The sequence below is a fragment of the Kitasatospora sp. NPDC015120 genome (assembly GCF_043080305.1).
In the GTDB taxonomy this organism is placed as follows: Bacteria; Actinomycetota; Actinomycetes; order Streptomycetales; family Streptomycetaceae; genus Kitasatospora.
This window is the reverse complement of sequence record NZ_JBIBVJ010000006.1, coordinates 152,608-173,619: the sequence shown is the minus strand read 5'-3', so window position 1 is coordinate 173,619 and position 21,012 is coordinate 152,608. Positions and strand designations below refer to the sequence as shown.

General features: G+C 74.9%; 19 protein-coding genes. 12 read left to right on the top strand and 7 right to left on the bottom strand.

The window, feature by feature from the left end; all coding sequences use genetic code 11:
* Window positions 1-66: 66 nt before the first annotated feature.
* The 3 genes from ACF1AK_RS17325 to ACF1AK_RS17315 form a co-directional block, all read right to left on the bottom strand.
* The gene (locus ACF1AK_RS17325; RefSeq protein ID WP_391499605.1) at window positions 67-369 is read right to left on the bottom strand and encodes a cupin domain-containing protein; all 303 of its coding nucleotides are present in this window, start codon (window positions 367-369) and stop codon (window positions 67-69) included.
* A 97-nt stretch (window positions 370-466) separates the two neighbouring features.
* Window positions 467-1,138: a response regulator gene (locus ACF1AK_RS17320; protein ID WP_391499604.1), complete on the bottom strand. Its 672-nt coding sequence runs from the start codon at window positions 1,136-1,138 to the stop codon at window positions 467-469.
* On the bottom strand, window positions 1,135-2,385 hold the full coding sequence (locus ACF1AK_RS17315) for a sensor histidine kinase (RefSeq protein WP_391499603.1): 1,251 nt from the start codon (window positions 2,383-2,385) through the stop codon (window positions 1,135-1,137). Before ACF1AK_RS17315 ends, ACF1AK_RS17320 begins: the two co-directional genes overlap by 4 nt.
* Before the next feature lie 131 nt (window positions 2,386-2,516).
* Here ACF1AK_RS17315 and ACF1AK_RS17310 point away from each other — a divergent pair, with 131 nt between their 5' ends.
* Window positions 2,517-3,734 carry an alpha/beta hydrolase family protein gene (locus ACF1AK_RS17310; RefSeq protein WP_391499602.1) on the top strand — a complete coding sequence of 406 codons (1,218 nt, stop codon included), beginning with the start codon at window positions 2,517-2,519 and terminating at the stop codon, window positions 3,732-3,734.
* 93 nt (window positions 3,735-3,827) lie between these two features.
* On the opposite strand, the gene ACF1AK_RS17305 is transcribed toward ACF1AK_RS17310, so the two are convergent.
* Together ACF1AK_RS17305 and ACF1AK_RS17300 are read right to left on the bottom strand one after the other, a co-directional pair.
* Window positions 3,828-5,327 carry an alpha/beta hydrolase gene (locus ACF1AK_RS17305; protein ID WP_391499601.1) on the bottom strand — a complete coding sequence of 500 codons (1,500 nt, stop codon included), beginning with the start codon at window positions 5,325-5,327 and terminating at the stop codon, window positions 3,828-3,830.
* A 52-nt stretch (window positions 5,328-5,379) separates the two neighbouring features.
* The gene (locus ACF1AK_RS17300; RefSeq protein WP_391499775.1) at window positions 5,380-6,501 is read right to left on the bottom strand and encodes a serine hydrolase domain-containing protein; all 1,122 of its coding nucleotides are present in this window, start codon (window positions 6,499-6,501) and stop codon (window positions 5,380-5,382) included.
* 499 nt (window positions 6,502-7,000) lie between these two features.
* Between ACF1AK_RS17300 and ACF1AK_RS17295 the strand changes: the two genes are divergently transcribed.
* The 5 genes from ACF1AK_RS17295 to ACF1AK_RS17275 all read left to right on the top strand — a co-directional run bounded on the left by ACF1AK_RS17295 (window position 7,001) and on the right by ACF1AK_RS17275 (window position 10,696).
* Window positions 7,001-7,291 (top strand): hypothetical protein, encoded by a 291-nt coding sequence (locus ACF1AK_RS17295; RefSeq protein ID WP_380287522.1) that lies wholly within the window; start codon window positions 7,001-7,003, stop codon window positions 7,289-7,291.
* Between the two features lie 275 nt (window positions 7,292-7,566).
* Window positions 7,567-8,022 carry a septum formation family protein gene (locus ACF1AK_RS17290; protein WP_391499600.1) on the top strand — a complete coding sequence of 152 codons (456 nt, stop codon included), beginning with the start codon at window positions 7,567-7,569 and terminating at the stop codon, window positions 8,020-8,022.
* Entirely contained in the window at window positions 8,019-8,942 is a 924-nt protein-coding gene (locus ACF1AK_RS17285) for an ABC transporter ATP-binding protein (protein ID WP_391499599.1), read from the top strand. The genes ACF1AK_RS17290 and ACF1AK_RS17285 overlap by 4 nt, the downstream gene beginning before the upstream one ends.
* Before the next feature lie 2 nt (window positions 8,943-8,944).
* On the top strand, window positions 8,945-9,892 hold the full coding sequence (locus tag ACF1AK_RS17280; RefSeq protein WP_391499598.1) for a hypothetical protein: 948 nt from the start codon (window positions 8,945-8,947) through the stop codon (window positions 9,890-9,892).
* Between the two features lie 336 nt (window positions 9,893-10,228).
* Window positions 10,229-10,696: a hypothetical protein gene (locus tag ACF1AK_RS17275; RefSeq protein WP_380287518.1), complete on the top strand. Its 468-nt coding sequence runs from the start codon at window positions 10,229-10,231 to the stop codon at window positions 10,694-10,696.
* Window positions 10,697-10,820: 124 nt separating this feature from the next.
* On the opposite strand, the gene ACF1AK_RS17270 is transcribed toward ACF1AK_RS17275, so the two are convergent.
* Window positions 10,821-11,438: an RICIN domain-containing protein gene (locus tag ACF1AK_RS17270; protein ID WP_391499597.1), complete on the bottom strand. Its 618-nt coding sequence runs from the start codon at window positions 11,436-11,438 to the stop codon at window positions 10,821-10,823.
* Window positions 11,439-11,473: 35 nt separating this feature from the next.
* Entirely contained in the window at window positions 11,474-12,112 is a 639-nt protein-coding gene (locus ACF1AK_RS17265; protein ID WP_391499596.1) for a hypothetical protein, read from the bottom strand.
* A 329-nt stretch (window positions 12,113-12,441) separates the two neighbouring features.
* Here ACF1AK_RS17265 and ACF1AK_RS17260 point away from each other — a divergent pair, with 329 nt between their 5' ends.
* The 6 genes from ACF1AK_RS17260 to ACF1AK_RS17235 all read left to right on the top strand — a co-directional run bounded on the left by ACF1AK_RS17260 (window position 12,442) and on the right by ACF1AK_RS17235 (window position 20,530).
* Window positions 12,442-13,647 (top strand): sensor histidine kinase, encoded by a 1,206-nt coding sequence (locus ACF1AK_RS17260; RefSeq protein ID WP_391499595.1) that lies wholly within the window; start codon window positions 12,442-12,444, stop codon window positions 13,645-13,647.
* Window positions 13,644-14,246 (top strand): response regulator, encoded by a 603-nt coding sequence (locus ACF1AK_RS17255; RefSeq protein WP_391499594.1) that lies wholly within the window; start codon window positions 13,644-13,646, stop codon window positions 14,244-14,246. Before ACF1AK_RS17260 ends, ACF1AK_RS17255 begins: the two co-directional genes overlap by 4 nt.
* Before the next feature lie 109 nt (window positions 14,247-14,355).
* Window positions 14,356-16,338: a LamG-like jellyroll fold domain-containing protein gene (locus tag ACF1AK_RS17250; protein ID WP_391499593.1), complete on the top strand. Its 1,983-nt coding sequence runs from the start codon at window positions 14,356-14,358 to the stop codon at window positions 16,336-16,338.
* A 273-nt stretch (window positions 16,339-16,611) separates the two neighbouring features.
* A complete protein-coding gene (locus ACF1AK_RS17245) occupies window positions 16,612-17,382 on the top strand; it encodes a hypothetical protein (RefSeq protein ID WP_391499592.1) in 771 nt (256 codons plus the stop codon).
* Window positions 17,382-18,953 carry a hypothetical protein gene (locus ACF1AK_RS17240; RefSeq protein ID WP_391499591.1) on the top strand — a complete coding sequence of 524 codons (1,572 nt, stop codon included), beginning with the start codon at window positions 17,382-17,384 and terminating at the stop codon, window positions 18,951-18,953. The genes ACF1AK_RS17245 and ACF1AK_RS17240 overlap by 1 nt, the downstream gene beginning before the upstream one ends.
* Entirely contained in the window at window positions 18,950-20,530 is a 1,581-nt protein-coding gene (locus ACF1AK_RS17235; protein WP_391499590.1) for a S41 family peptidase, read from the top strand. Before ACF1AK_RS17240 ends, ACF1AK_RS17235 begins: the two co-directional genes overlap by 4 nt.
* Window positions 20,531-21,012: the final 482 nt, after the last annotated feature.

Sequence of the window (21,012 nt, the reverse complement as noted above, 5' to 3'; positions counted from 1 at the left end):
GGCGGTCTCCCGCACCGGTCGGCGGGGCCGGATCTCCCCCCTCCCCCGGGCGCGACCGGCCCCGGCTCAGCCGGCCGCCTCCACCACGACCAGCGTCCCCGTGCTGCCCGGCCGCACGGCGTGCCGGGCCCCCGCGGCCACCCGGTGGAGCTCCCCCGGACCGAGTGTCACCTCGGCTCCCTCGACGAGCAGTTCGAGCTTCCCGTCGAGGACGAGCAGCAGCTCCGCCGTCTCGTGCACCTCGGCCGGCAGCGGCCGCCCGTCCATCCGCAGGACCTTCACGACGGCCGTCCCCACCCGCCCCAGCGAACGGGAGTTCCACGGCGTCGGCAGTGCGGACGCCGCCTCGTACAGATCGACCGGGTTCACGGCACACCTCTCGGCGGTTTCGACGGGGACGGAGCCGGACGTTACCCGGACCCGCGGGCCGGTTGGTCGACCGTTCGGCAAAATCTCGCGGCGGCGGTCAGCGGGAGAGACCCGCGTGGTGGGCGAGGATGGCGAGGCGGACGCGGTCGCGGGCGGCGAGCTTGTGGAGCAGGCGGCCGATGTGGGTCTTGGCGGTCCCCTCGGTGATGCGCAGGACGGCGGCGATCTCCGGATTGGTGAGGCCGTCGCCGACCAGGGCGAGGACCTCGCGCTCCCGCGCGGTGAGGGCGGCGACGGCCTCGCGGGCCCGGGTGCGTGCCGGGTCCGCCGGGGTGGCGGCCGGTGCGCCGGCGAGCAGTCCGGCGATCAGCCGGCGGGTGATGCTGGGTGCGAGCGCCGCCTCTCCGGCGGCCACCGCCCGGGTGGCGGCGAGGAGTTCGGCCGGTTCCGCGTCCTTGAGCAGGAAGCCGCCGGCCCCGGCGCGCAGTGCTCCGCGCACGTAGTCGTCGAGTTCGAAGGTGCTGAGGATCAGCACCCGGCTGCCGGACGCTCCGGCGGTGATCCGGCGGGTGGCCTCGATGCCGTCCAGGCCCGGCATCCGGATGTCCATCAGGACGACGTCCGGCCGCTCCCGCCGGGCGAGTTCGACGGCCTGGGCCCCGTCGGCCGCCTCGCCCGCCACCGCGAAGCCGGGCGCCAGGCGCAGGATCCCGGCGAACCCGGCCCGCACCAGGGCCTGGTCGTCGGCGACCACCACGCGGATCGTCACGAGCGGACCGCCGCGCCGTCCAGCGGCAGGACCGCCGTGACGCGGAACCCGCCGGCCGGCGTCGGGCCGGCCTCGCACCAGCCGCCGTACGGGGCGACGCGCTCGCGCATCCCGGCCAGGCCGGTGCCGCCGGAGGGCGTCGGGGCGGCGCGGGGGCGGCCGTCGGCGGGGCCGTCGTCCGTGACCTCCAGCCACAACCCGCCGTCCCGGTACTCCACTTCCACCCGGGCGTGGGCCGCACCCGAGTGGCGGACCACGTTGGCGAGCGCCTCCTGCACGACCCGGTAGCCGGACAGGCCGACGCCGGGCGGCAGTGCGCGTTCCCGGCCGCGGATCCGCAGCCGCACGGCGACGCCCGCGGCGCCCGTCCGGTCCGCCAGCCGCGTCAGGTCCGCCGCCGTCAGACCGGGCACGGGGGCGGGCGGCGCCCCCGGCCCGGTGTCCTCGCGCAGCACGGCCAGCAGCGCCCGGGTCTCGCCCAGCGCCTCCGCGCTCACCGCCCGGATCGCCGCGAGCGCGGCGCCGGCCGGGCCGTCCTGCTGCGCGGCGCACTCCAGCGCGTACCGCCCGAAGCCCGCCTGGACGCTCACCACACCCAGGCTGTGCGCCACCACATCGTGCAACTCCCGTGCCAGGCGCAGCCGTTCCTCCGAACGGGCGGCGCGCTCCAGGGCCGCTGCCCGGGCGGCGAGCGCGGCGGTGTGCGCGCGATGGCGGCGCACCGCGTCCCCCGCCACCCAGCCGGCCGTCTGCCCGATCACCGCGAGCGGCAGGTTGCCGGCCACCTCGCCGGGCGCGGCCAGGGTGAGCGCCCACCCGAGGACGGCCGCGCCGAGCGCCACCCGGGCGGTCCGCCGGCCGCGGGCCGCCGCCGTGTACGCCACCAGCGCCCCGGCCGCCACCGCCCAGAACCCGACGACCAGCCCGATCGCCGGCTGCCGGCAGCCCGCCACCGCGCCCGCCCAGGCGAGCGCGGCGAGCCCGCACGCCCCGGCCGGGTGCCGCCGCCGGGCGGCCAGGGCCAGGCCGAGCAGCCCGGTGGCGAGCAGCGCGACGGCCACCGCGGCGGGGCCGTCCGGCGGCGGGTTGCCGCGCCCGTGCGGATCGAAGTCGCGGGCGGCGCCGAGCACCCGGGCGGCGGTCACGGCCGTGCCGGCCAGCGCGGTGAGCGGGTCCGTCCACGCCCGGTGCACCGGCGCCAGCCGCGAGGTCCACGGGGCGGGCGCGAGGCACTGATCGTTCTGCACCCGGCCAGGCTAGCCACGGGCGGGCGGGCCGGCATCCGACCACGGTCGTACGCCCGCGGCGGGACGCGCCGGGCCCGGGCCGGGCGCCACGGTGGGCGGAAGACGACCACTCGGCTCGAAGGAACTCCCCTATGCCGCACCACCGTTACCGACCGGCCGCGGCCGCGCTCGCCGTGCTGCTCGCCACCGGCGCCCTCGCCGCGGGCACCCCCGCGACCGCGGCGGCCGCCACCGCGCCCAGCACCGCCCCGGTCCCGCTCACCCTCCCCGCGCCGACCGGCCCGTTGCCGGTCGGCACCACCACCCTCCACCTCGTCGACCCGCAGCGCCCCGACCGCTGGGCGCCCACCCCGCGTCCGCGCGAACTGATGGCGCAGCTCTGGTACCCGGCCGCCGCCTGCGGCGGTCCGGCCCACCGGCTCGCGCCGTGGACGGGGCCGGCCGAACAGGCCCATCTGGAGGCCGACTACCTCGGTGTCGCCCCCGGGCAGCTCGCCTGGCCCACCACCCGTTCCCGCCTCGACGCACCCGCCGACCGCACCTCCCGCCACCCGGTGGTCCTCTACTCCCCCGGCTCGCGCGCCGACCGCTCCTTCGCCACCCTCGCCGCCGAGGACCTCGCCTCCCGCGGCTATGCGGTGGCCGTCCTCGACCACACCTTCGACGCGGGCGAGGTCGCCTTCCCGGACGGCCGGCTGGAGGTGCGCAACAAACCCGCCGTGTTCGCCATGACGGACGAGGAGATCGTCGCCTACCGGGCGGCGGACACCCGCTTCGTGCTCGACCGCCTCACCGAACTCGCCGCGGGCGGCAATCCCGACGCCGAGCGCCGCCCCCTCCCGCCCGGCCTCGGCGCGGCCCTCGACCTGACCGCCGTCGGCGTGGCCGGCCACTCGATGGGCGGCGCCACCGCCGTCCAGACGCTGCACGACGACCCGCGCGTGCTGGCCGGCGCCTCCCTCGACGGCCCGGTGTTCGGCACCGTCGCCACCGACGGCCTGGACCGGCCGCTGCTGCTGTTCGGCGCCGCGGACGTCCGCCCGGTGCGCGACGCCATGTGGGACGCGCTCTGGCCGCGCCTCTCCTCCTGGCGCCGCCAGCTCCTGCTGGAGGGCTCCGGACACGGCAGCTTCGCCGACCTGGAGGTGCTGCTGACCGCCGCCCGGCCCGTCCTGCCCTGGCCCGCCGACGAGGTCGACCACCTGCTCGGCACGATCGACCCGGCCCGCGCCGTCGCCGCCCAACGCGTCTATCTGGCCGCCTTCTTCGACCTCCACCTGCGCCACCGCCCGACGCCCCTGTTCACCGCGCCCTCCCCCGCCCACCCGGAGGTGCGCCTGGTCCGCTGACCCCCGGCGGCCCGCTCCCGCGACGGTCGGCGCGACGGGTGCCCGCCGGTACGGACGTCTCCGTACCGGCGGGCCCCGGCGGGCCTCCGGCGCTTACGCGCGGCAGGACAGGTCGCGGGCCGGCAGCACCCCGGTCGCCAGGAACCGGTCGGCGGCGTCGACCGCGCAGGACGGGACCGACCGGTCGTACGCGCCATGGTTGCCGCCGTCCACGGTGACCATCCGGGCCCGCTTGCCGAGCGCCGCCCGCATGCCCAGCGCGCCGACCAGCGGGGTGGCCGGGTCCCGTTCGGTCTGCAGCAGCAGGATGGTGGCGGGACCCCGGTCGGTGACCCGGACCGCGGGCTCCACCGGGGCCGGCCAGAAGGCGCAGGGCCAGACGTTGGCGCCCATGCCGTTCAGGACCGGGTTGCGCTGCCGGCTCGCGGTGACGTTCCGCTGGTACCGGCCGAGGTCGCGCGGCGCCGGGGTGTCGCCACAGAGCACCGCGACCAGTGCGGCCACGTCGTTGTCGTCCGGGATGCCCGGGGTGCCCTTCGCCAGCCACCAGTACGGCACCGGCCCGGCGCCGTCGTCGGCGAGGTAGCGCCACCAGTCGGCGATCTCCTGGAACAGCGCGGTGTGGTAGGAGTCCAGGCGGTAGAGCGTGCGCCAGAGGTTGCCGTTGACCGGCCCGGCCACCGGGTGGTGCACCGGCGCGCGGTCCAGCTTCGCCGCCAGGGCGAAGTAGTTGGCGCGCACGGCCGCCGGGGTGGCGCCGAACCGCAGGGTGGTGTCGCGCTCGGCCGCCCAGGCGGCGAAGTCCGCGAAGCGCAGCTCGCTCGCCGCGTCCCAGGTGGCCAGCCGGTCCTGCCAGGTGACGTTGGGGCTGACGTTGCCGTCCAGCACGAAGCGGTCCGTGCGGCCGGGGAACAGCTCGGCGTAGACCGCGCCCAGGTAGGTGCCGTACGACGCGGCGCGGTAGGAGATCCGCGGCTCGCCGAGGGCCGCCCGGATGCGGTCCATGTCCCGTGCCGTGTTGGCGGTGGTGAGGTGACGGATCCACTCGCCGTTGCGGGCCAGGCAGTCGCGCGCCAGGTCACGGGCGAAGCGCACGTTCGGGGCGATCGAGCCGTCGGGGGCCGGGAACGGGAAGACCAGTTCGTAGGGCACCTCGGCGGCCGTCCGGCCGCAGCTCACCGGCGCGCTGCGGCCGACCCCGCGCGGGTCGAAGCTCACCAGGTCGTACTGGTCCAGCACGTCCTTCGGGTAGCCGGGCTCCTGGGCGGTGGGCAGGTGCAGGCTGGCCATCCCGGGCCCGCCGGCGTTGTGCACCAGGATGCCGCGCCGTGACCCCGGCGCGGCGGTCGCGAGCTTCGAGACGGCGATCTCGATGGTCCGCCCGCCGGGGTCCCGGTAGTCCAGCGGCACGCGCACGGTGGTGCAGCGCAGCCGCGGGTCCACCGGCGCCCCGGACGGGTCGGCGGGACAGTCCGTCCACACCAGCGGCCGGGGCCGTTCCTGCGGGGCGGCTTCCGCCACCCCGGTACCGGCCGCGGCGAGCAGCAGGGCGAGGGCGGCGCCGGCGGTTCTCAGGGGTCCTCGTAATCTCATAGGTCTGGACCATAGGGACGACTCCGCAGGGTGTCGTCCTCCTTCGGGGGTACTACTTCGCCTGCCCGGCCGCGCACAGGGCGGTGTCCACGGCGGCCTCCAGGTGCCGCGCCGTCGCCACGTCGCCCGGTTGCACGGTGATGGTGATGTTCGCGGCGCGCCCGTCCGCGGTGGCGCCGCCGCGCGTCTCGTACCCCGGGATGCTGCCGCCGTGGCCCCAGTGGACGCCCCCGCAGGACAGCGGCGTCCTCACCAGACCCAGCCCGTACCCGGTGCCCGGGGCGAAGGGCTCCCCGGCGTCGACGGTCCGCTGCATCTCGGCGAGCTGCTCGGGCCGGAGCAGCTCGCCGTCCACCAGGGCGCCGAAGAACCGGTTGAGGTCCGCGGCCGTGGACACCAACTGACCGGCCGCCCACGCCCAGGACGGGTCCATCTCCGTGATGTCGGTCAGCGGCCCGTCCGCCGTCTCCCGGTAGTAGCCGTGCGGGTGGGCCTCGCGGATCGTCGCGTCGCCGGGCGCCGGGAAGTAGGTGTGCCGCAGGCCGAGGCGGCGGACGACGCGCCGGTCGATCTCGTCCGCGAGGGGGCGGTGGGTGACCTCCTGGACGATCAGGCCGGCCAGCACGTAGTTGGTGTTGCTGTACGCCCACGACTCGCCGGGCGCGAAGTCGGCCGGGTGGCGCAGCGCGATGTCGACCAGCTCGCGCGGGCGGTAGCGGCGGACGTCGTCGCTGAGGTAGCGGGTGTAGTTGGGCAACCCGCTGGTGTGCTGGAGGAGCTGGCGAACGGTGATGGCGTTGCCGTCGATGCCCTCGCCGCGCACGACGCCCGGCAGGTACCGCTCCACCGGCGCGTCGAGCTCGATCCTTCCCTCGCCGACGAGCTGGAGCACGACGACGGCGGTGAACGTCTTGGTGTTGCTGCCGATCCGCACCTGCCCGTCCCGGGGCACCCGCTCGCCCGTGCGCACATCGCCCACCCCGGCGGTGTAACTGCGGGTCCGGCCGTCCGCGAACCGGACGGTCCCCAGCGCCCCCGGCGCGCCGTCCTCCGCCACCAGCGCGTCGAGCCCCTGCCGGACGGCGTCCGGCCGGGGGGCGCCCGCGGCGGACGGGGCGGCGACGGCGGACGGGGCGGTGACGGCCAGGGTCCCGGCGACGACGGCGATCGTCATCAGGCGGAAGGGCTGCGGCTTCACGGGGTTCCTCTCGGTTCGGCGTCCTCCCACGACATCACCGGGCCCGGCGCACCGTCGTCAGCTCCCCGGACGAGCGCGGCGTCCCGGGCATGATCCCCAGGGCCCGCACCGCGTCGTCCTGCGGGCGTACGCGGTCCGGGCCGCAGGCCGGCGCGGGCCGGGTCGTGGCGGACTCCGTGCCCGCGCGCCACCGCCGGGCCCACCACCGAAAGTCCGGAAACCGTCGCCGTGGCCGATTGTCTCCGCTCGGCGGGTGACACCAGGGACCGGTGGGACGGCTGACCGTTTTGTCCCGTCCGATACGTGCGGTCTGGTAATGATTGGTCAAACAGTTCCGAATTCTTCGGATAAATCTGATCGTGATCGAAATTCCAGAGTTGGTAATCGCTTTACTTCCCCCGACATCGATAGTTAACGTTCCGACCATCGCGATCGCGATACGAGTTCCGAGTCAATTCGAGGGGAAACTATGGGAATGAAGCTCAAGGCCTCGGGCGTGCTCCTGGCGGTCGGCATGGCGGCCGGCGGCGTCCTCGTCGCGGCCCCCACCGCGTCGGCGAGCACCGCCTGCAACGCGACCACCATCACGATCAACAAGGGCGCCGGCGCCGAGCCTCCGAGCCAGGCCCAGGGCCACAGCCACAACACCGGGCGGCACTACGTCGGCGCGATCGACTCCAGCAAGATCTGGTACTGGTACGCCGACAACGACGGCGGCAGCGACGGCGACACCTGGGACACCTTCTACGGCATCAAGCAGTGCTAGTCGCTTCCGATGGAGCGTGAACGATTCGGGATATGACGGCGAAACGCCTGCCGGCAGGCCCCGAATCACCTAGGGTGTGAAAGGTTCGGGGCGCAGGGGCGAAACGACCACCCTGCGCCCCGGACCTTCTTCCGGTGCGGCCAGGTCGTCAAGTGGGGTGAGTTGTGAATCTTTTGAAAAAGAGCCACCGTGGAGTTCTCGTCTGTGCATCGGGGCTCCTCGTGGCGGCGCTGTCCGCCTGCTCGGGAGGGGACTCGGAGCAGGCCGCGGCACCGGTGGCCGACACGATGCCCTACGCCACCGCCACCGCCACCGCGGAACCGCAGATCGTCGCCTGGTACGACCTCAAGCCCGGCCAGTGCTTCTCGGGCGAGGAGCTCAAGGACGGCAAGGACGTCGCCACCGTGCCGTGCGACACCCCCCACATGTACGAGGTCCTCTCCCCCGCCCTCACCTACCTGCCGCCCGGCGGGACCTACCCGGGCAAGCAGGACACGATGGTCAAGACGCTGGTGCCCTTCTGCGGCGACAAGCTCGCCAAGGCCGCCTACAAGGACAGGCGCCCCACCGGACGCCTGAGCCTGTTCCCGGTCACGCCGGTGGGAGAGGAGGCCTGGAACTCCGGCGAGCGGCGGGTGGTGTGCGCGGTCTTCAGCGGGGACCGCCGGCTCCTCGGCGCCCCGCTCTTCGACGCGCAGGCGCAGACCGCGGGCGCCGGAGCGACTGGATGACGGTCGAACTCCACGGGCTCACCAAGTTCTACGGCCGCGGCAGGCGCCGACGGGCGGCCCTCGACGGCCTCGGCATGACGGCGCGGGCGGGCGAGGTCCTGGGCCTGCTCGGCCCGAACGGCAGCGGCAAGACCACGGCCCTGCGCTGCCTGCTCGGCATGACCCGCGCCGACAGCGGGACGATCACGGTGCTCGGCCGGACGGTGCCGCACCAACTACCGGAGATCTCCTGCTCGGTGGGAGCGCTGATCGAGGCCTCGCCGGTACCGCGGGGGCTGACCGCCCGCCACTTCCTGCACCAGGTGACCGCGCTGGCGGGCCTGCCCCGGAGCCGGGTGGACGCCACCCTGGAGCTCGTGGGCCTGGCCGGCCGGGCGGACGAGGCCGTCACGGGCTACTCCCTGGGAATGCGCCAGCGGCTGGGCATCGCCCTCGCCCTGGTGCACGACCCCGCGCTGGTCGTCCTGGACGAGCCCGCCAACGGCCTCGACCCCCAGGGCATCCGCTGGCTCCGCTCCCTGCTCGGGCAGCTCAGGGACGAGGGGCGCACCGTGATCCTCTCCTCCCATCTGCTCTCCGAGGCGCAGCTGGTGTGCGACAGCGTCGTCGTCGTGGAGGCCGGCCGGACCCTCCTGGCGGGCCGCGTCGACGAGCTCATCACCCCGCAGGCCGACCGGGCGCTGATCACCTGCTCCGACCCGGACTCCGGAGCGGGCGTCCTGCGGAATTCCGGCGCGACCGCCGAGGCCGGCGAGGCCGGCGTCCTGGACGTCCGGGGCATTCCCGTGGAGAAGGCCGTCGAGGCCCTCGTCCACGCCGGGCAGACGCCGCTGGAAGTCCGGCGGCACCGCCCGAGTCTCGAAGAACTGTTCCTCGCCAGCGTTTCCGGTGACGGGACGAAGCCGGAAAGCGGAGCATGACGATGACCCACCCGAGCCCCCCCTCCCCGGCGGTCGTCCGCGGCGCGCCGTCGGCCGGACGACTCCTCTCGGTATCCGTCCAATGGCTGCGCAGCGCCAGGGTCTTCGGAATCACCGCCGTGATCGCGCCGTTGCTGGCCCTCTGCTACGGCGGCTTCCTGTGGCTCACGCACAACACGGACCTGGCGGCCGCGCACGCGGCAGCCGAACGCCGGCGCGGTGACCTGATAGCCCGGATGGGCGTGGACGCGTCCCTGGTCGACCCGGACCAGTTCTACACCGACCCGCGCTACCTGCTGACCGACGCGCTGCCAGACGACCTGACCGTCGCCACCTCGGTGACCGCCTGCATCCTGTTCATCCTGGGGGCCTCCCTCGGCGGCGCGGACTGGCAGAGCCGCTCGGCGAACGTCTGGATCCTCGCCGAGCCGCGCAGGCACCGGCTGCTGGTCGCCCGGGTGGCCGTCATCGCCCTGGCCGGTGTGCTGCTGTCCGTGGTGGTGCTGGCGATCGTGGGTGCCGCCGCACTCGTGACCGCGGCCACCCGTGGAACCACCGACGGCGTCACCGCCGCCTGGCTCGCGGACGTCCTCCAGGCCGCGCTGCGCGGAACCCTGGTCGTGGCCGCCCTCGGCGCGCTCGGCACCTCGTTCGGATGGGCGGCACGCAGCGCCGTCGTCCCCTTCGCCACGGTCTTCGTCTACGTCCTGTTCGCGGAGGCCGTCGTCCGCAACAGCCTGACGGCCCTGCGGCCCTGGACGCTGACCGTGCTGATCCCCTCCGCGACCGAGCTGAAGCCGCCCGCTCCGGCGACGTGCACCGCCGACGGCCTGTGCGAGGACGCCTCGGCGGTCCTCGCACCCTGGCCGGCCGCGCTCGCCGTCACGGCCCTCGCCGTGGTGCTGCTGGCCGCGGCCTGGCTCCTGGTCCGCAGACGCGAGGTCCGCTGAGCGCCTGAACGCCCGAGCGCCCCGCGCCGCGGGCGTCCGCCGCCCCGGTGCACCGCCCCGGCCCCGATGTACCGCCCCGGCTCCGGGCGGCGCACCGGGGCCGGGGCGGTCGGCCGACGTCCCCCTCGCCGGGCTCCGACCGACACGATGCGATCTAGCCATCCAAGGTCATTTTCCAGCCTGACACACCATTCCAAATGCCAAGAATCCATCTGACATTCGAAGCTCATACACACTCATGCCATTGCACACGTGAGGTTTCACATGTGAAATGGCACTACCGCCCCGAGAGCACACCCCGGGCGGACACCACACCGAGTGAAGGAGTACCTCGCCATGAACCGTTCGCTGAAGGGTCTGACCCTGCTCGCGGCCACCACGGCCGCCGCCGGCACGCTGATGGCCGCGCCCGCCCAGGCCGCGACCACCAGTACCTCGACCACGACCGCGACCTTCGAGACCTGTAGCGCCTGGTCGCTGCAGGCCGGTCTGATGACCCAGGTCTGTGCCGCCGTCAACGGCACCAACGTCCAGTTCCTCGGCCGCGTCGCCCTGGCCGGCCCGCCGTCCCCCGACTTCCCGCCGCAGCCGCAGCAGCTCTCCACCACGATCTCCGGCCAGGTCGTCGGCGGCGCCTCGCTCGGCACCGTCAACCAGGGCGTGAACTTCCTCGCGAGCACGGTCACCGTCAACGGCCCGAGCAGCACCGTCCCGTGCAACAACGTCGTCAGCGGCACCTTCAGCGTGTCCAAGTTCGGCTGGTACCCGTCGCCGGTCTCCGTGAGCACCCCCATCCCCTGCTGAACCGGGCACCCGTGAACCCGGGGCCGGGAGCCGCACGGCTCCCGGCCCCGGGCCGCTGCATCCGGGCCGCGGCCCCGCACACGGGCGCGGGGCGCGCCTGCCCGGGCCCGGCGGCCCGCCGCCGTCACGCGGCGAGGTGCTCCAGCGTGAACAGGCTCGCCCGGTAGGTGTACTGCGCCACTGCCGAACCCGTGGAGCCGGCCGGGTCGGCGACGGCGGCGAAGCTGCCGCTGTGCCGCAGGATGATCAGCACCTCGTTGGAGCCGGGCGTGGGGAACAGGAACTGGAAGGCCTGGTTGGCGTGGATGTACCCCGAGCAGTCGAAGACGTTCAGGTTGGCGCCGTCGGCCAGCCCTTCGGACGCGTCGTTCGGGTTCTGCTTCCAGACGCCCAGGCAGGTGTTCTCGTTCGACCGGCTGCGCAGGATCAGGTACTGGTTGTCGGCGTTGTAGTGGCACAGCTTCCACTGCTGGTTGTAGCCGCCGGTGTCGGAGTTCTGGACGGCCTGCCCCCAGGGGCTGTTCGGGTTCCGCTCCACCAGCTTCCCGAACGGCGTCCTGATCCGGTAGAAGCCGTCGTCGCAGACGTAGCCGTGCCATTCGGTCGACGCGAGCCCCTGGGGTGCGGCCGACGCGGGGCCCGCGAGCAGGGTGAGGCCGGCCAGCGAGGCGAGGGCGGCGGCGCCGAGGGCGCGCAGCGCCGTGCCCCGGCGGGAGGCGGTGCGGTGCGGCTGGTTCGTCACGGTGTCCTCCGTGGTCATGGGGTCGGTGGGGGCGGTCAGCAGCTGCTGATGAGGAGCTGGGCGGCCCGGCGCACGGTGCCGGCCGGCTGGACGGGGGCGCAGCCGACGGATCCGATCTCCGGGGACTCGTAGGTGGTGAAGCTCCCGGGGCTCGCCGACGTGGTGACCCAGATTCCGGTGGTGGCGCCGGTCTGGGCACAGACGCGGTTGACGTACTGGCCGGTGACGACCCGGGTGCCGCGGTAGAGGCCGTACCGCCCGGGCGCGTTGAGCGTCCAGGTGTCGCTGACGGTCTGGCTGGTGGTGCTGGAGGTGGTCTTCTGGACCGAGAAGCCGACCTTGACCTCGACCTTGGCGAACAACGCGCTCGCACTGGCGCTGATCTCGGTCCTGTTGTCGACGGTGGTGCTCACCGAGCTGACCCGGCTCAGGGTGTCGGTGTGCTGTCCGACGGTGCCCGGGGTGACGTTGTAGATCAGGAAGTCGGTGACGACGGGCGTGATCTGCAGGTTGAAGGGCTCCGTGGTGGTGCGGTCCACGGCGGGGTTGCAGAGGGCCGGGAGGGTGTCGGCGTGGGCGGCCGGGGCCGCGGCGAAGGCCGACAGACCCACGGCCACGGCGGTGCCGACCGAGGCGGCCAGGGTGCGCCGGCGGGTCCTGCGGGTGGTGTTCACGTGTTCCTCCAGCGGTTGCGGATGCAGGGAGGAGGCGCGCGTCGACGGATGCGCGCACGCCTCGTGCAGGTGGGACGGGGTTCGACGCCGGCCGACGGCCGGTACGCGCCCGGAGCGCGGTGGCCGCCGCGGTCCGGGCGGACCGCGGGGCTTCCCGGTACCGGTGTGGTCCGGGTGGTGAAGAGTCTCGCCGGGGCGCGGCACCCGCCAGTAGTGGCCGGTGCCACTGGCCGGCCGGGCCGAGTCACGGACGGCGTATGACAGTTGTCATGCCTTTGGCTGGTTCGGCAACAGACAACGGGCTGCGGCGGGCCCTAGGGTGGCGTTCGATGATCACCTCAATCATGGGGTCCGGGGCGGCCGATCCGGGGCGTCTGGGCCGCCTGACCTCCCGGCTGCTGCTCGCCCTGGGCCCCGCGTGGCTGGTCCTGGCCGCGCACGATCTCGCGGTCAACCCGTATCCCGGACGCATGGTCCTGGCCGCCCCTCCGGTGTTCGTGGCCATCGCGGTCCAGCACACCCGGCTGATCCGCCAGGCGGTCCGGGACGGCCGCGCGGGCCGGGGCCCGCTCCACGGCTCCGCCGTCGCCGGCGGGCGGTGGAACCACCTGCTGCTGGTCGCGGCGATCGCGGTGTGGGGCGACATGGCGGACCGTCCGCATACCGCGATCGACTGGGCCATGCTGCCGGGGGCCACGGTGGCGGCGATGGCCCTGTCGCTGTCCTCCCGGGCGCGCCGGCGGCTGGTGGCGGCGGTCGCGGTGGGCTGCGGAGTGCTGGGTGAGGCGGTGACGCAGTGGCGTCACCAGCTCCCCGGCCTGCTGCCCGGACAGCAGGGGGTGATCGGCGCGGGAATGGTGCTGTTCATCGCCGGTGGGGAGCTGATGCTGGTCCGGCTCTGGTGGGCGGTGCGCGAGGCCGAACAGGTCCGCGAGACTGCGGCCTCGCTGGCCGTGGCCGAGGAGCGACTGCGGTTCGCCGCCGATCTGCACGACGTCCAGGGCCACCGGCTCCAGGTCATCACGCTCAAGGGCGAACTGGCCGAGCGGCTGATCGGCCGCAGCGACCACGAGGCGCGCACGCACGTGCGGGAGATGACCGACCTGGCCCGCGCCGCGCTCGACGAGTCCCGGGCCGTGGTCCACGGCTACCGGCGCGCCAGCCTGAGCACCGAACTGGCCAACGCCGTGGAGATCCTGGAGGCCGCCGGGATCCGGACCACCGTCGACGGCGAGGCCGCCGGCATCTCCCACCAGCTCCAGCCGGCCTTCGCCGCCCTGGTCCGCGAGGGCGTCACCAACATCCTGCGCCACAGCCGGGCCCGCCACTGCCGGATCACCATCACCACCGGCGCGGGTGAAGCCCGCGTCCTGCTGCGCAACGACGGCGCCCCGTCGGGCCCCGTGGAACCCGGCAGCGGCCTGGCCGGACTGCGGGAACGCTTCCACACCCTCGGCGGGCACGTCCGCGCCGCCACCCATCCGGGCGGTCACTTCGAACTGACCGGCCACGCCCGCGGGAAGGTCCCCTCGTGATCCGCATCCTGCTCGCCGACGACGAGGACCTCACCCGCGGCGCGCTCGCGGCGCTCCTCGGCCTCGAACCCGACCTGACCGTCGTCGCCCAGGCCCGCGACGGCTCCGCCGCGGTCGAGGCCGCCGCCCGGCACCCGGTCGACATCGCCCTGCTGGACCTGGAGATGCCCCGCCTCGACGGCATCTCGGCCGCCCAGGCGATCCGCCGTCACCGCCCCGTCCCCACCGTCCTGGTCACCCGCCACGCCCGGCCCGGCGTGCTGCGCCGCGCGCTGGCCGCGGGCGTCCAGGGCTTCGTCCCCAAGACCACTCCCGCCGACCGGCTGGCCGAGATCCTGCGCGACGTGCACGCCGGCGGGCGCTACATCGACCACCGGCTCGCCACCTACGCCCTCACCGAGACCTCCTGTCCGCTCACCCCGCGCGAGCTCGACGTCCTGCGCGGCGTCCACCACGGCCAGGCCATCGGCGACCTCGCCGCCCAGCACCACCTCGCCCCCGGCACCGTCCGCAACTACCTCTCCGGTGCCATCACCAAGCTCGCCGTCCGCACCCGCCACGAGGCGGCGCGCCGGGCCTGGGAAGAGGGGTGGATCTGATCCTCGCCGCGCCAGGTTCGGCCGCTGTTCAGCGGCGCGTGGCTCCGACGATGATCTCCGACCAGACCCGCTCCCTACCGTCGGGGCCCACACCACTTCGGGAGCGAACATGCACGACATCCACGAGTCCGGGCACGCCTGCGAGTGCCCGCGGACCGCCGATCTCGACGGGGACGGTCCGGCCGCGGCCGGCCGGCGACGGTTCCTGCGCGGGGCCGGCCTGCTGGGCGCCGGGATCGGGACGGCGGGGCTCGGACTGCTCGGCGCGGAGCCCGCGCAGGCGGCCGGTTCCGCGCCGGCCGAGGGCGGCGGCGGTACGGCGCGCGGGAAGGCGAAGAAGGGGCGCTGGCAGCCGGACCCGGACGCCCGGCGGTTCACCGTCGTCGTCATGCCGGACACCCAGTACCTCTTCGACCAGGACCGGATCCACCCGGCGCCCGTGGAGGCCTCGATCCGCTACGTGCTCGACGGCGGGGTCAACCGGGAGGACGGCACGGACGACAACATCGTCTTCCTCGCCCACCTCGGCGACGTCACCGAGAACGGACTGGCCGTCGAGTACGCCGCCGTCAGCAAGGTGTTCGGGCTGCTGGACGACGCCGGCGCGGCCTACGGCGTGCTGGCCGGCAACCACGACGTCCGCTCCTCGACCGACGACCGGCGCGGCAGCACCCCGTACCTGGAGACCTTCGGCCAGGCCCGGGCCGCCCGCACCTCCGGCTACCACAGCTCCAGCCCGGACGGGTACAACACCTGTCACGTCTTCACGGCGGGCGGCCGCCCGTGGATGCTGCTCTCGCTGGACTGGCGGCTCTCGGACGCCGGCTTCGCGTGGGCCAACGCGGTGATCGCCGCCAACCCGGAGGTCCCGGTGATCCTGACCACCCACGAGCTGGCGTACGCCGACGCCGCCGGGCGGGCCGAGCTGTCCGACTACGGCCGCAAGCTCTGGGACCGGCTGATCAGCGGCAACGACCAGATCTTCCTCACCGTCAACGGCCACTACTGGCCGCCCGGGCGCACCGTGCTGAAGAACCGGGTTGGCCACGACGTCCACGTCCACATCACCAACTACCAGGACCGCTACTACGGCGGCGCCGCGATGATCCGGGCGTACCGCTTCGACCTCGACCGCAACACCGTCGACGTCTCCACCTTCTCCCCGTGGATCCAGGAGATCGCGGCCGAGGAGCGCAACACGCTGGCGGCGCAGCAGGTCGAGCTCACCTCGGAGGTGGACCGCTTCTCGCTCGCGATCGACTTCGACCGGCGCTTCGCCGGCTTCGCGCCCGTCCCCCCGCGCCCGGCCCGCCGCCCCGCCGAGCTGCTGGTGCGGGACACCGTGGCGTACTGGCGCTTCGACGACGGCGGCCGCGACGGCACGGCGGTCCCGCCGCAGCAGGTCGTCAAGGACCTCACGGGCCAGGGCAACGACCTGCTGCGGCGCAGCGCCCCCGGCACCCCCGACGACGCGCTCACCTGGTCCGCCGACCACCACCCCGACCAGCCGGGCCACGGCAGCCTGCTGTTCCGGGGCACCCGCTCACCGCTGCGCGGCAGCTACCTGGAGACCGTGCCCACCGCGCCGCTGAACCGGGAGACCTTCGAACGCGGCTTCACCGTCGAGGCGTTCTGCAAGCTGCCCGCCGACTGGGACTCCGGACGCAGCCGCTGGTCCGCCCTGCTCAGCCGCTGGGGCATGGCCGGCGAGGCCGGCCGGAGCGGCCCCGGCACGGACCCCGAGGAGCCCGTGGTGACGCTCAGCCTCTCCGAGGCCCCCGCCCTGCAGTGGTGCGTCTATCCCCTCAACCAGACCGGCGCCTCCACCTGCTGGGGCCACCAGCTGCCCCTGGACACCTGGTGGCACGTCGCGGTGGTCAACGACGGCAAGCTCAGCCGGATGTACGTGGACGGCTGCGAGGTCGCCCGCAACCCGTCCACCCCCGCCGTGGGCCTCACCACCCTCGGCCGCCCGTGGATGCTGGGCGGCTACTCCTACGCGGGACTGCTGGACAAGGTCTTCCACGGCCACATCGGCGACGTCCGCATCACCAGGCGCGCCCTGCGCACCCGCGAGTTCATGACCGCCTGACCCGCCGGCCCCGGCCCGGGGGCGGCGCGGCGTGCGGGGCGGGGCCGCCGTCCCGGGGCCGGTGGCAGGAGCGCGGGCGCGCCGGGCCGCGTCCGGTGTGCCGATCACGGGACGCCCGGCGGCGGCAGCCGCTGCCGGGCCGGCGCCCCGTCCTCCCGCCCGCCCGCCGGGGTCGGTCGGGCCCGTTTGCGGGGGCGGGGGCGGTGTGGTGCATTGGGAAGGACACCACAGCGGCCCGGGCCCGTGAGGCCGCCGCTGAGGAGGTGGTGGGCCATGGCCGAGTTCGACCGGGGGCCGACGGACGCGTTCGCGGAGCTGTTCGCGCGGGTGCCCGATCCGCCCGACGCGCAGGCGTTCTGGTCCGACTGGGGGCCGGTCTTCTACCGGGGGCGGCTGGACGGCTCGGCCCGGGTGCTGGTGGTGGCCTCGGACCCGGGACCGACCGAGCGGATCGCCGGGCGCACCCTGGTCGGCGACGCCGGGCAGCGGGTGCAGGGCTTCCTGGCGAAGCTGGGACTGACCCGCTCCTACGTCTGCCTCAACGGCTGGGCGTACGCGGTGCACCCCAGCCAGGCGGAGGCGATGAAGGAACGGCTCGGCGATTCCGCCCAACTCCAGTGGCGCAACGAGGTGTTCAGCACAGCGGTGGGCCCCGCCCTGCAGGCCGTGGTCGCGATGGGGTTCATGGCGCAGGAGGCCGTGCGGCTCTGGGACGGCCGCCCGCAGCAGGCGGTGCTGGTGAAGGTGCCGCACCCGTCGAGCCACGACCCGGCGGCGCTGCTGGACGGCTGGCGCGCGGCCGTCACCACGCTGCGCGTCGTGGTCGGACCGGACGAGGACGGCGACAACACCGGGCCGAACTACGGTGACACGTTCGAGGAGGGCGACTACCGCCCGATCCCGCGGCGCGATCTGCCGTTCGGCGTGCCGGCGTTCCTGGGGGACGACGCCTGGGTGCGCGCCAGGGGGACGGGGCAGCCGGGTTCGGTGAGCCGCCCGTCGCCCGACGACGGCCACACGCTGGTCTGGAAGGCGCGGGACTGATGGCGCTCGTCCTGCGCGGCACCGTGGTCACCTTCGACGCCGGGCACACCGTCCTCGACCCCGGCGCGGTGTACGTCGGCGACGACGGCCGGCTGGACGCGGTGCAGCCGGCCGACCGGCCGCCGCCCGCCGGGTTCGCCGCCGCCCCGGTCGTCGACCTCACGGCCACCGGCGCTCTCGTCCTGCCCGGCCTGGTCGACCTCCACGGCCACCTCCAGTACCACACCCTGCCGCTCTGGGAGGCGGTCGGCGTCCCGTACCTGCACCACGACCGCTGGGTGGACGAGCGGCACGCGCCCGACTACGCGACCACCGTCACCTGGCCCGCCAAGGTGCTCGGCCACGCCGCGCCCGAGGCGCTGCTCGCGTACGCCGAGGTGAAGGCGCTGGTCGGCGGCACCACCTCGGTCCAGGGCGCGCCGCGCTCCACCCGCCCGCTCGACGGCGGGCTGCTGCGGATCGTCGACACCGAGAAGCTGCCGGCGGGGCGGGACATGGTGCTGACCTCCGCGCTCCAGCAGGACGCCGACGTGCTGCGCGAGGAGACGGCGCCGAAGCTCGACGGCACCCGGGTGCTGATCTACCACGTCGCGGAGGGGCGGCGCGCCGCGGAACCGGACCCGGCGAAGCCGGTCTCGCACGTCCACCGCGAGTTCGCCGACCTCGCACCCTGCCTGAAGCCGGGCCTGGTCTGCGTGCACGCCACCGCGCTGACCTCCGCCGAGTTCGCGGCCTGGCAGGGCGCCGTGGCGGCGGCCGACCCCGCCGAACGGGGCACCGTCGTGTGGTCGCCGTTCTCCAACCTCTGGCTCTACCACGAGACGACGGACGTCGTCGCGGCGCGGGCGCAGGGGCTGCGGATCGCGCTCGGCTCCGACTGGTCGCCGTCGGGGACCAAGCACGTGCTGGGCGAGCTCAAGGTGGCCGACATCCTCAACCAGCACGAGGCGGCCGGCCCCTTCGACGACCGGAGCCTGTGCGACCTGGTCACCGCGAACCCCGGCGACGCGCTGGCGACCGCCTGGGGACCGCAGGTGGGGCGGCTGGCGGACGGCAGCGCCGCCGACCTGCTGGTGCTCGACCGCCCCGATCCCGGCAAGGACGTCTACCGCACCCTCATCGACGCGACCGAGCGCCACGTCCTGCTGGTGGTCGCCCGCGGCCGGCCGCGCTACGGCACGGCGGCGCTGATGACCGCCGCGGGGGCGGGCGCCGGCAGCGCGATCGAGCCCGCGCCCGGGCTGCACCGCCGGGTGGCCCTGGACGGACTCGGCTGGCCGGCCGTCGGGCGGGCGCTCGCGAAGGTCCGCCAGGATCCGCAGGCAGCCTGGCGCGACGCCCAGGACGCGCTGGCGGCGTGGGGCGGCCCGCTCGACGACCCGGACGCGCCGCTCGCGCTCTTCGGCGACATGCCCGAGGGCGAGGCGGCGGCCCTGGCCGGCACCGACGACGTCCCGGCCGGCCTGGTCGTCCCGGAGCCGGACGCGCTGACCCACGACGCCGCCTTCTTCGCGGCCGTCGACCGCAGCGGGATCCCGGAACTGCAACGCCTGAAGGCCCGCTACCCGTGAGCCCGCGGCTCACCGCCCCGGCCCGCGCCCTGCCGGACTCCACCGGGCTCGACGCCTTCCTCGCCGCGGCCGCCGCCGACCCGCTGCCGCTCGCCGACCGCTACCGCCTGCTGACCGCCGCCCGCGTGCTGGTCGAGGAGCTGTACGTACACCTCCCGCTCAAGCGGGCCCGCTACGCCACCGACCCGGTGCAGCGGCTGCGACTGCTGGAGCGCCGGGCGCCCGCCCTCAGCGAGCTCCAGTTCCACGCCGAACTGGCCGCCGTCTTCCGGGACCTGCGCGATCTGCACACCGTCTACCAGCTGCCCTCCCCGTACCGGGGGCAGGTCGCCGTGCTCGGTTTCCTGGTGGAGTGCTACCACGACGAGGACGGCGCGCCGCACTACCCGGTCTCCCGGATCGACGACTCGCTGCGGCACGCGGACTTCGACGCGGGCGTCGAGCTGGAGCTGTGGAACGGGGTCCCGGTCGAGCGGGCCGTCGAGCGCGGCGCGGCCGCCCAGGTGGGCTGCAGCCCCGACGCCCGGCAGGCGCGCGGGCTGGAGTCGCTGACGCTGCGTCCGCTGCGGACCGCTCCCCCGCCGGACGAGCGCTGGGTCCTGCTCACCTACCGCACCCCCGGCGGGCGGCTGCGCGAGACCCGGGTGCCGTGGCGGGTGCGCCCCGCCGGCCGGCACCGCGGGCGGGACCAGGACCCCGTGCCCACGCTCGGCACCCACCTCGGCATCGACGCCGGCAACGAGACCGTCCGCCAGGCCAAACGCGCGCTGTTCGCCCCGGCCCCGGCCCGCCGCTCGGCCGCCCGGGCCCCCCGGGACGTCCTCGGGTACCGCAGGACGCGCGGCCGCCGCCCGTACGGCTACCTGCGGATCTACTCGTTCAACGTGGCGAGCGCGCGGCGGTTCGCCGAGCAGGTGGCCGCGCTCGCGGCGGGCGCGCCGGCCGACGGCCTGATCGTCGACGTCCGCGGCAACCCGGGCGGCAACATCCTGGCCGCCGAGGCCGCCCTGCGGGTGCTGGGCACGGGCCCGGTCACGCCGGTCCGGTTCTCCCTGCCGACCACCCGCACCGCGCTGGCGCTGGCCCGCGCCAACCCGGCCTTCCGCCCGTGGGCGCCGTCGATCCGCGACGCGGTGGAGAGCGGCGAGCCGTACTCGCAGGGGTTCCCGCTCACCGACCCGGAGGCGGTCGCCGAGGGGCTGCCGCGCTACCCGGGGCCCAAGGTGCTGATCGTCGACGCCCTCACCTACTCGGCCGCGGACATCTTCGCGGCCGGCTTCGCGGACAACGGGCTGGGGCCCGTCCTCGGCACCGCCGCGACCACCGGCGCCGGCGGCGCCAACGTCTGGACGTACGAGCTGCTCGGAGTCTGGCTGCCCGAGCTGCTGGTGCCACTGCCGCGCGGAGCCGGGTTCCGGGTCGCCCTGCGCCGGGCCACCCGGGCCGGCGGCCACACCGGTGTCCCGCTGGAGGACTTCGGCGTGGCCGCGGACCCGCTGCACCGGCTGACCCGGCGCGACGTCCTCGGCCACAACCAGGACCTGCTGGCGGCGGCCGCGCTGCTCCTGCCGCGCTGAACCACGGTTGTCCACCGAAGGGCTGAGGCTTCATCAGGGGCGCTCGACCCATGCTTCCCGAAGGGGCGGCCCGACGCGGGAGGCCGCGCGCACCGTTGCCGGACGGACGGTCCGTCGGCGTCCGATCGGCGCGCCGACGGCCGCCCGGGCAGCAATTCCCGGGCGAATGAACGCCCTTGCCCGCCGGGCCCGCGAGCAGCGGGAACGCCGGGGCGGGCGCGGTCCCGGCCGGCGGAACGGCGGCGGAAAGGCCGGGGAATTCCCGAACGGCGGGAAAAGGCAGGCGGGTTGGATGGTGTGCAATCCACTGGCGAATCGGCGCCGACGGGCCGCAACGGTGCGTGACCGGACTCCCACCGTCCGCAGTCACTCGGATCCCAGGAGTCCGCCCAGACAGAGGCAGTCCCGTTCACATGTCAACCACACATCCTTGAAGCGACATCCTCAACAACCATTGTGGCTGCGCAGCCCCGGCGGGTAGA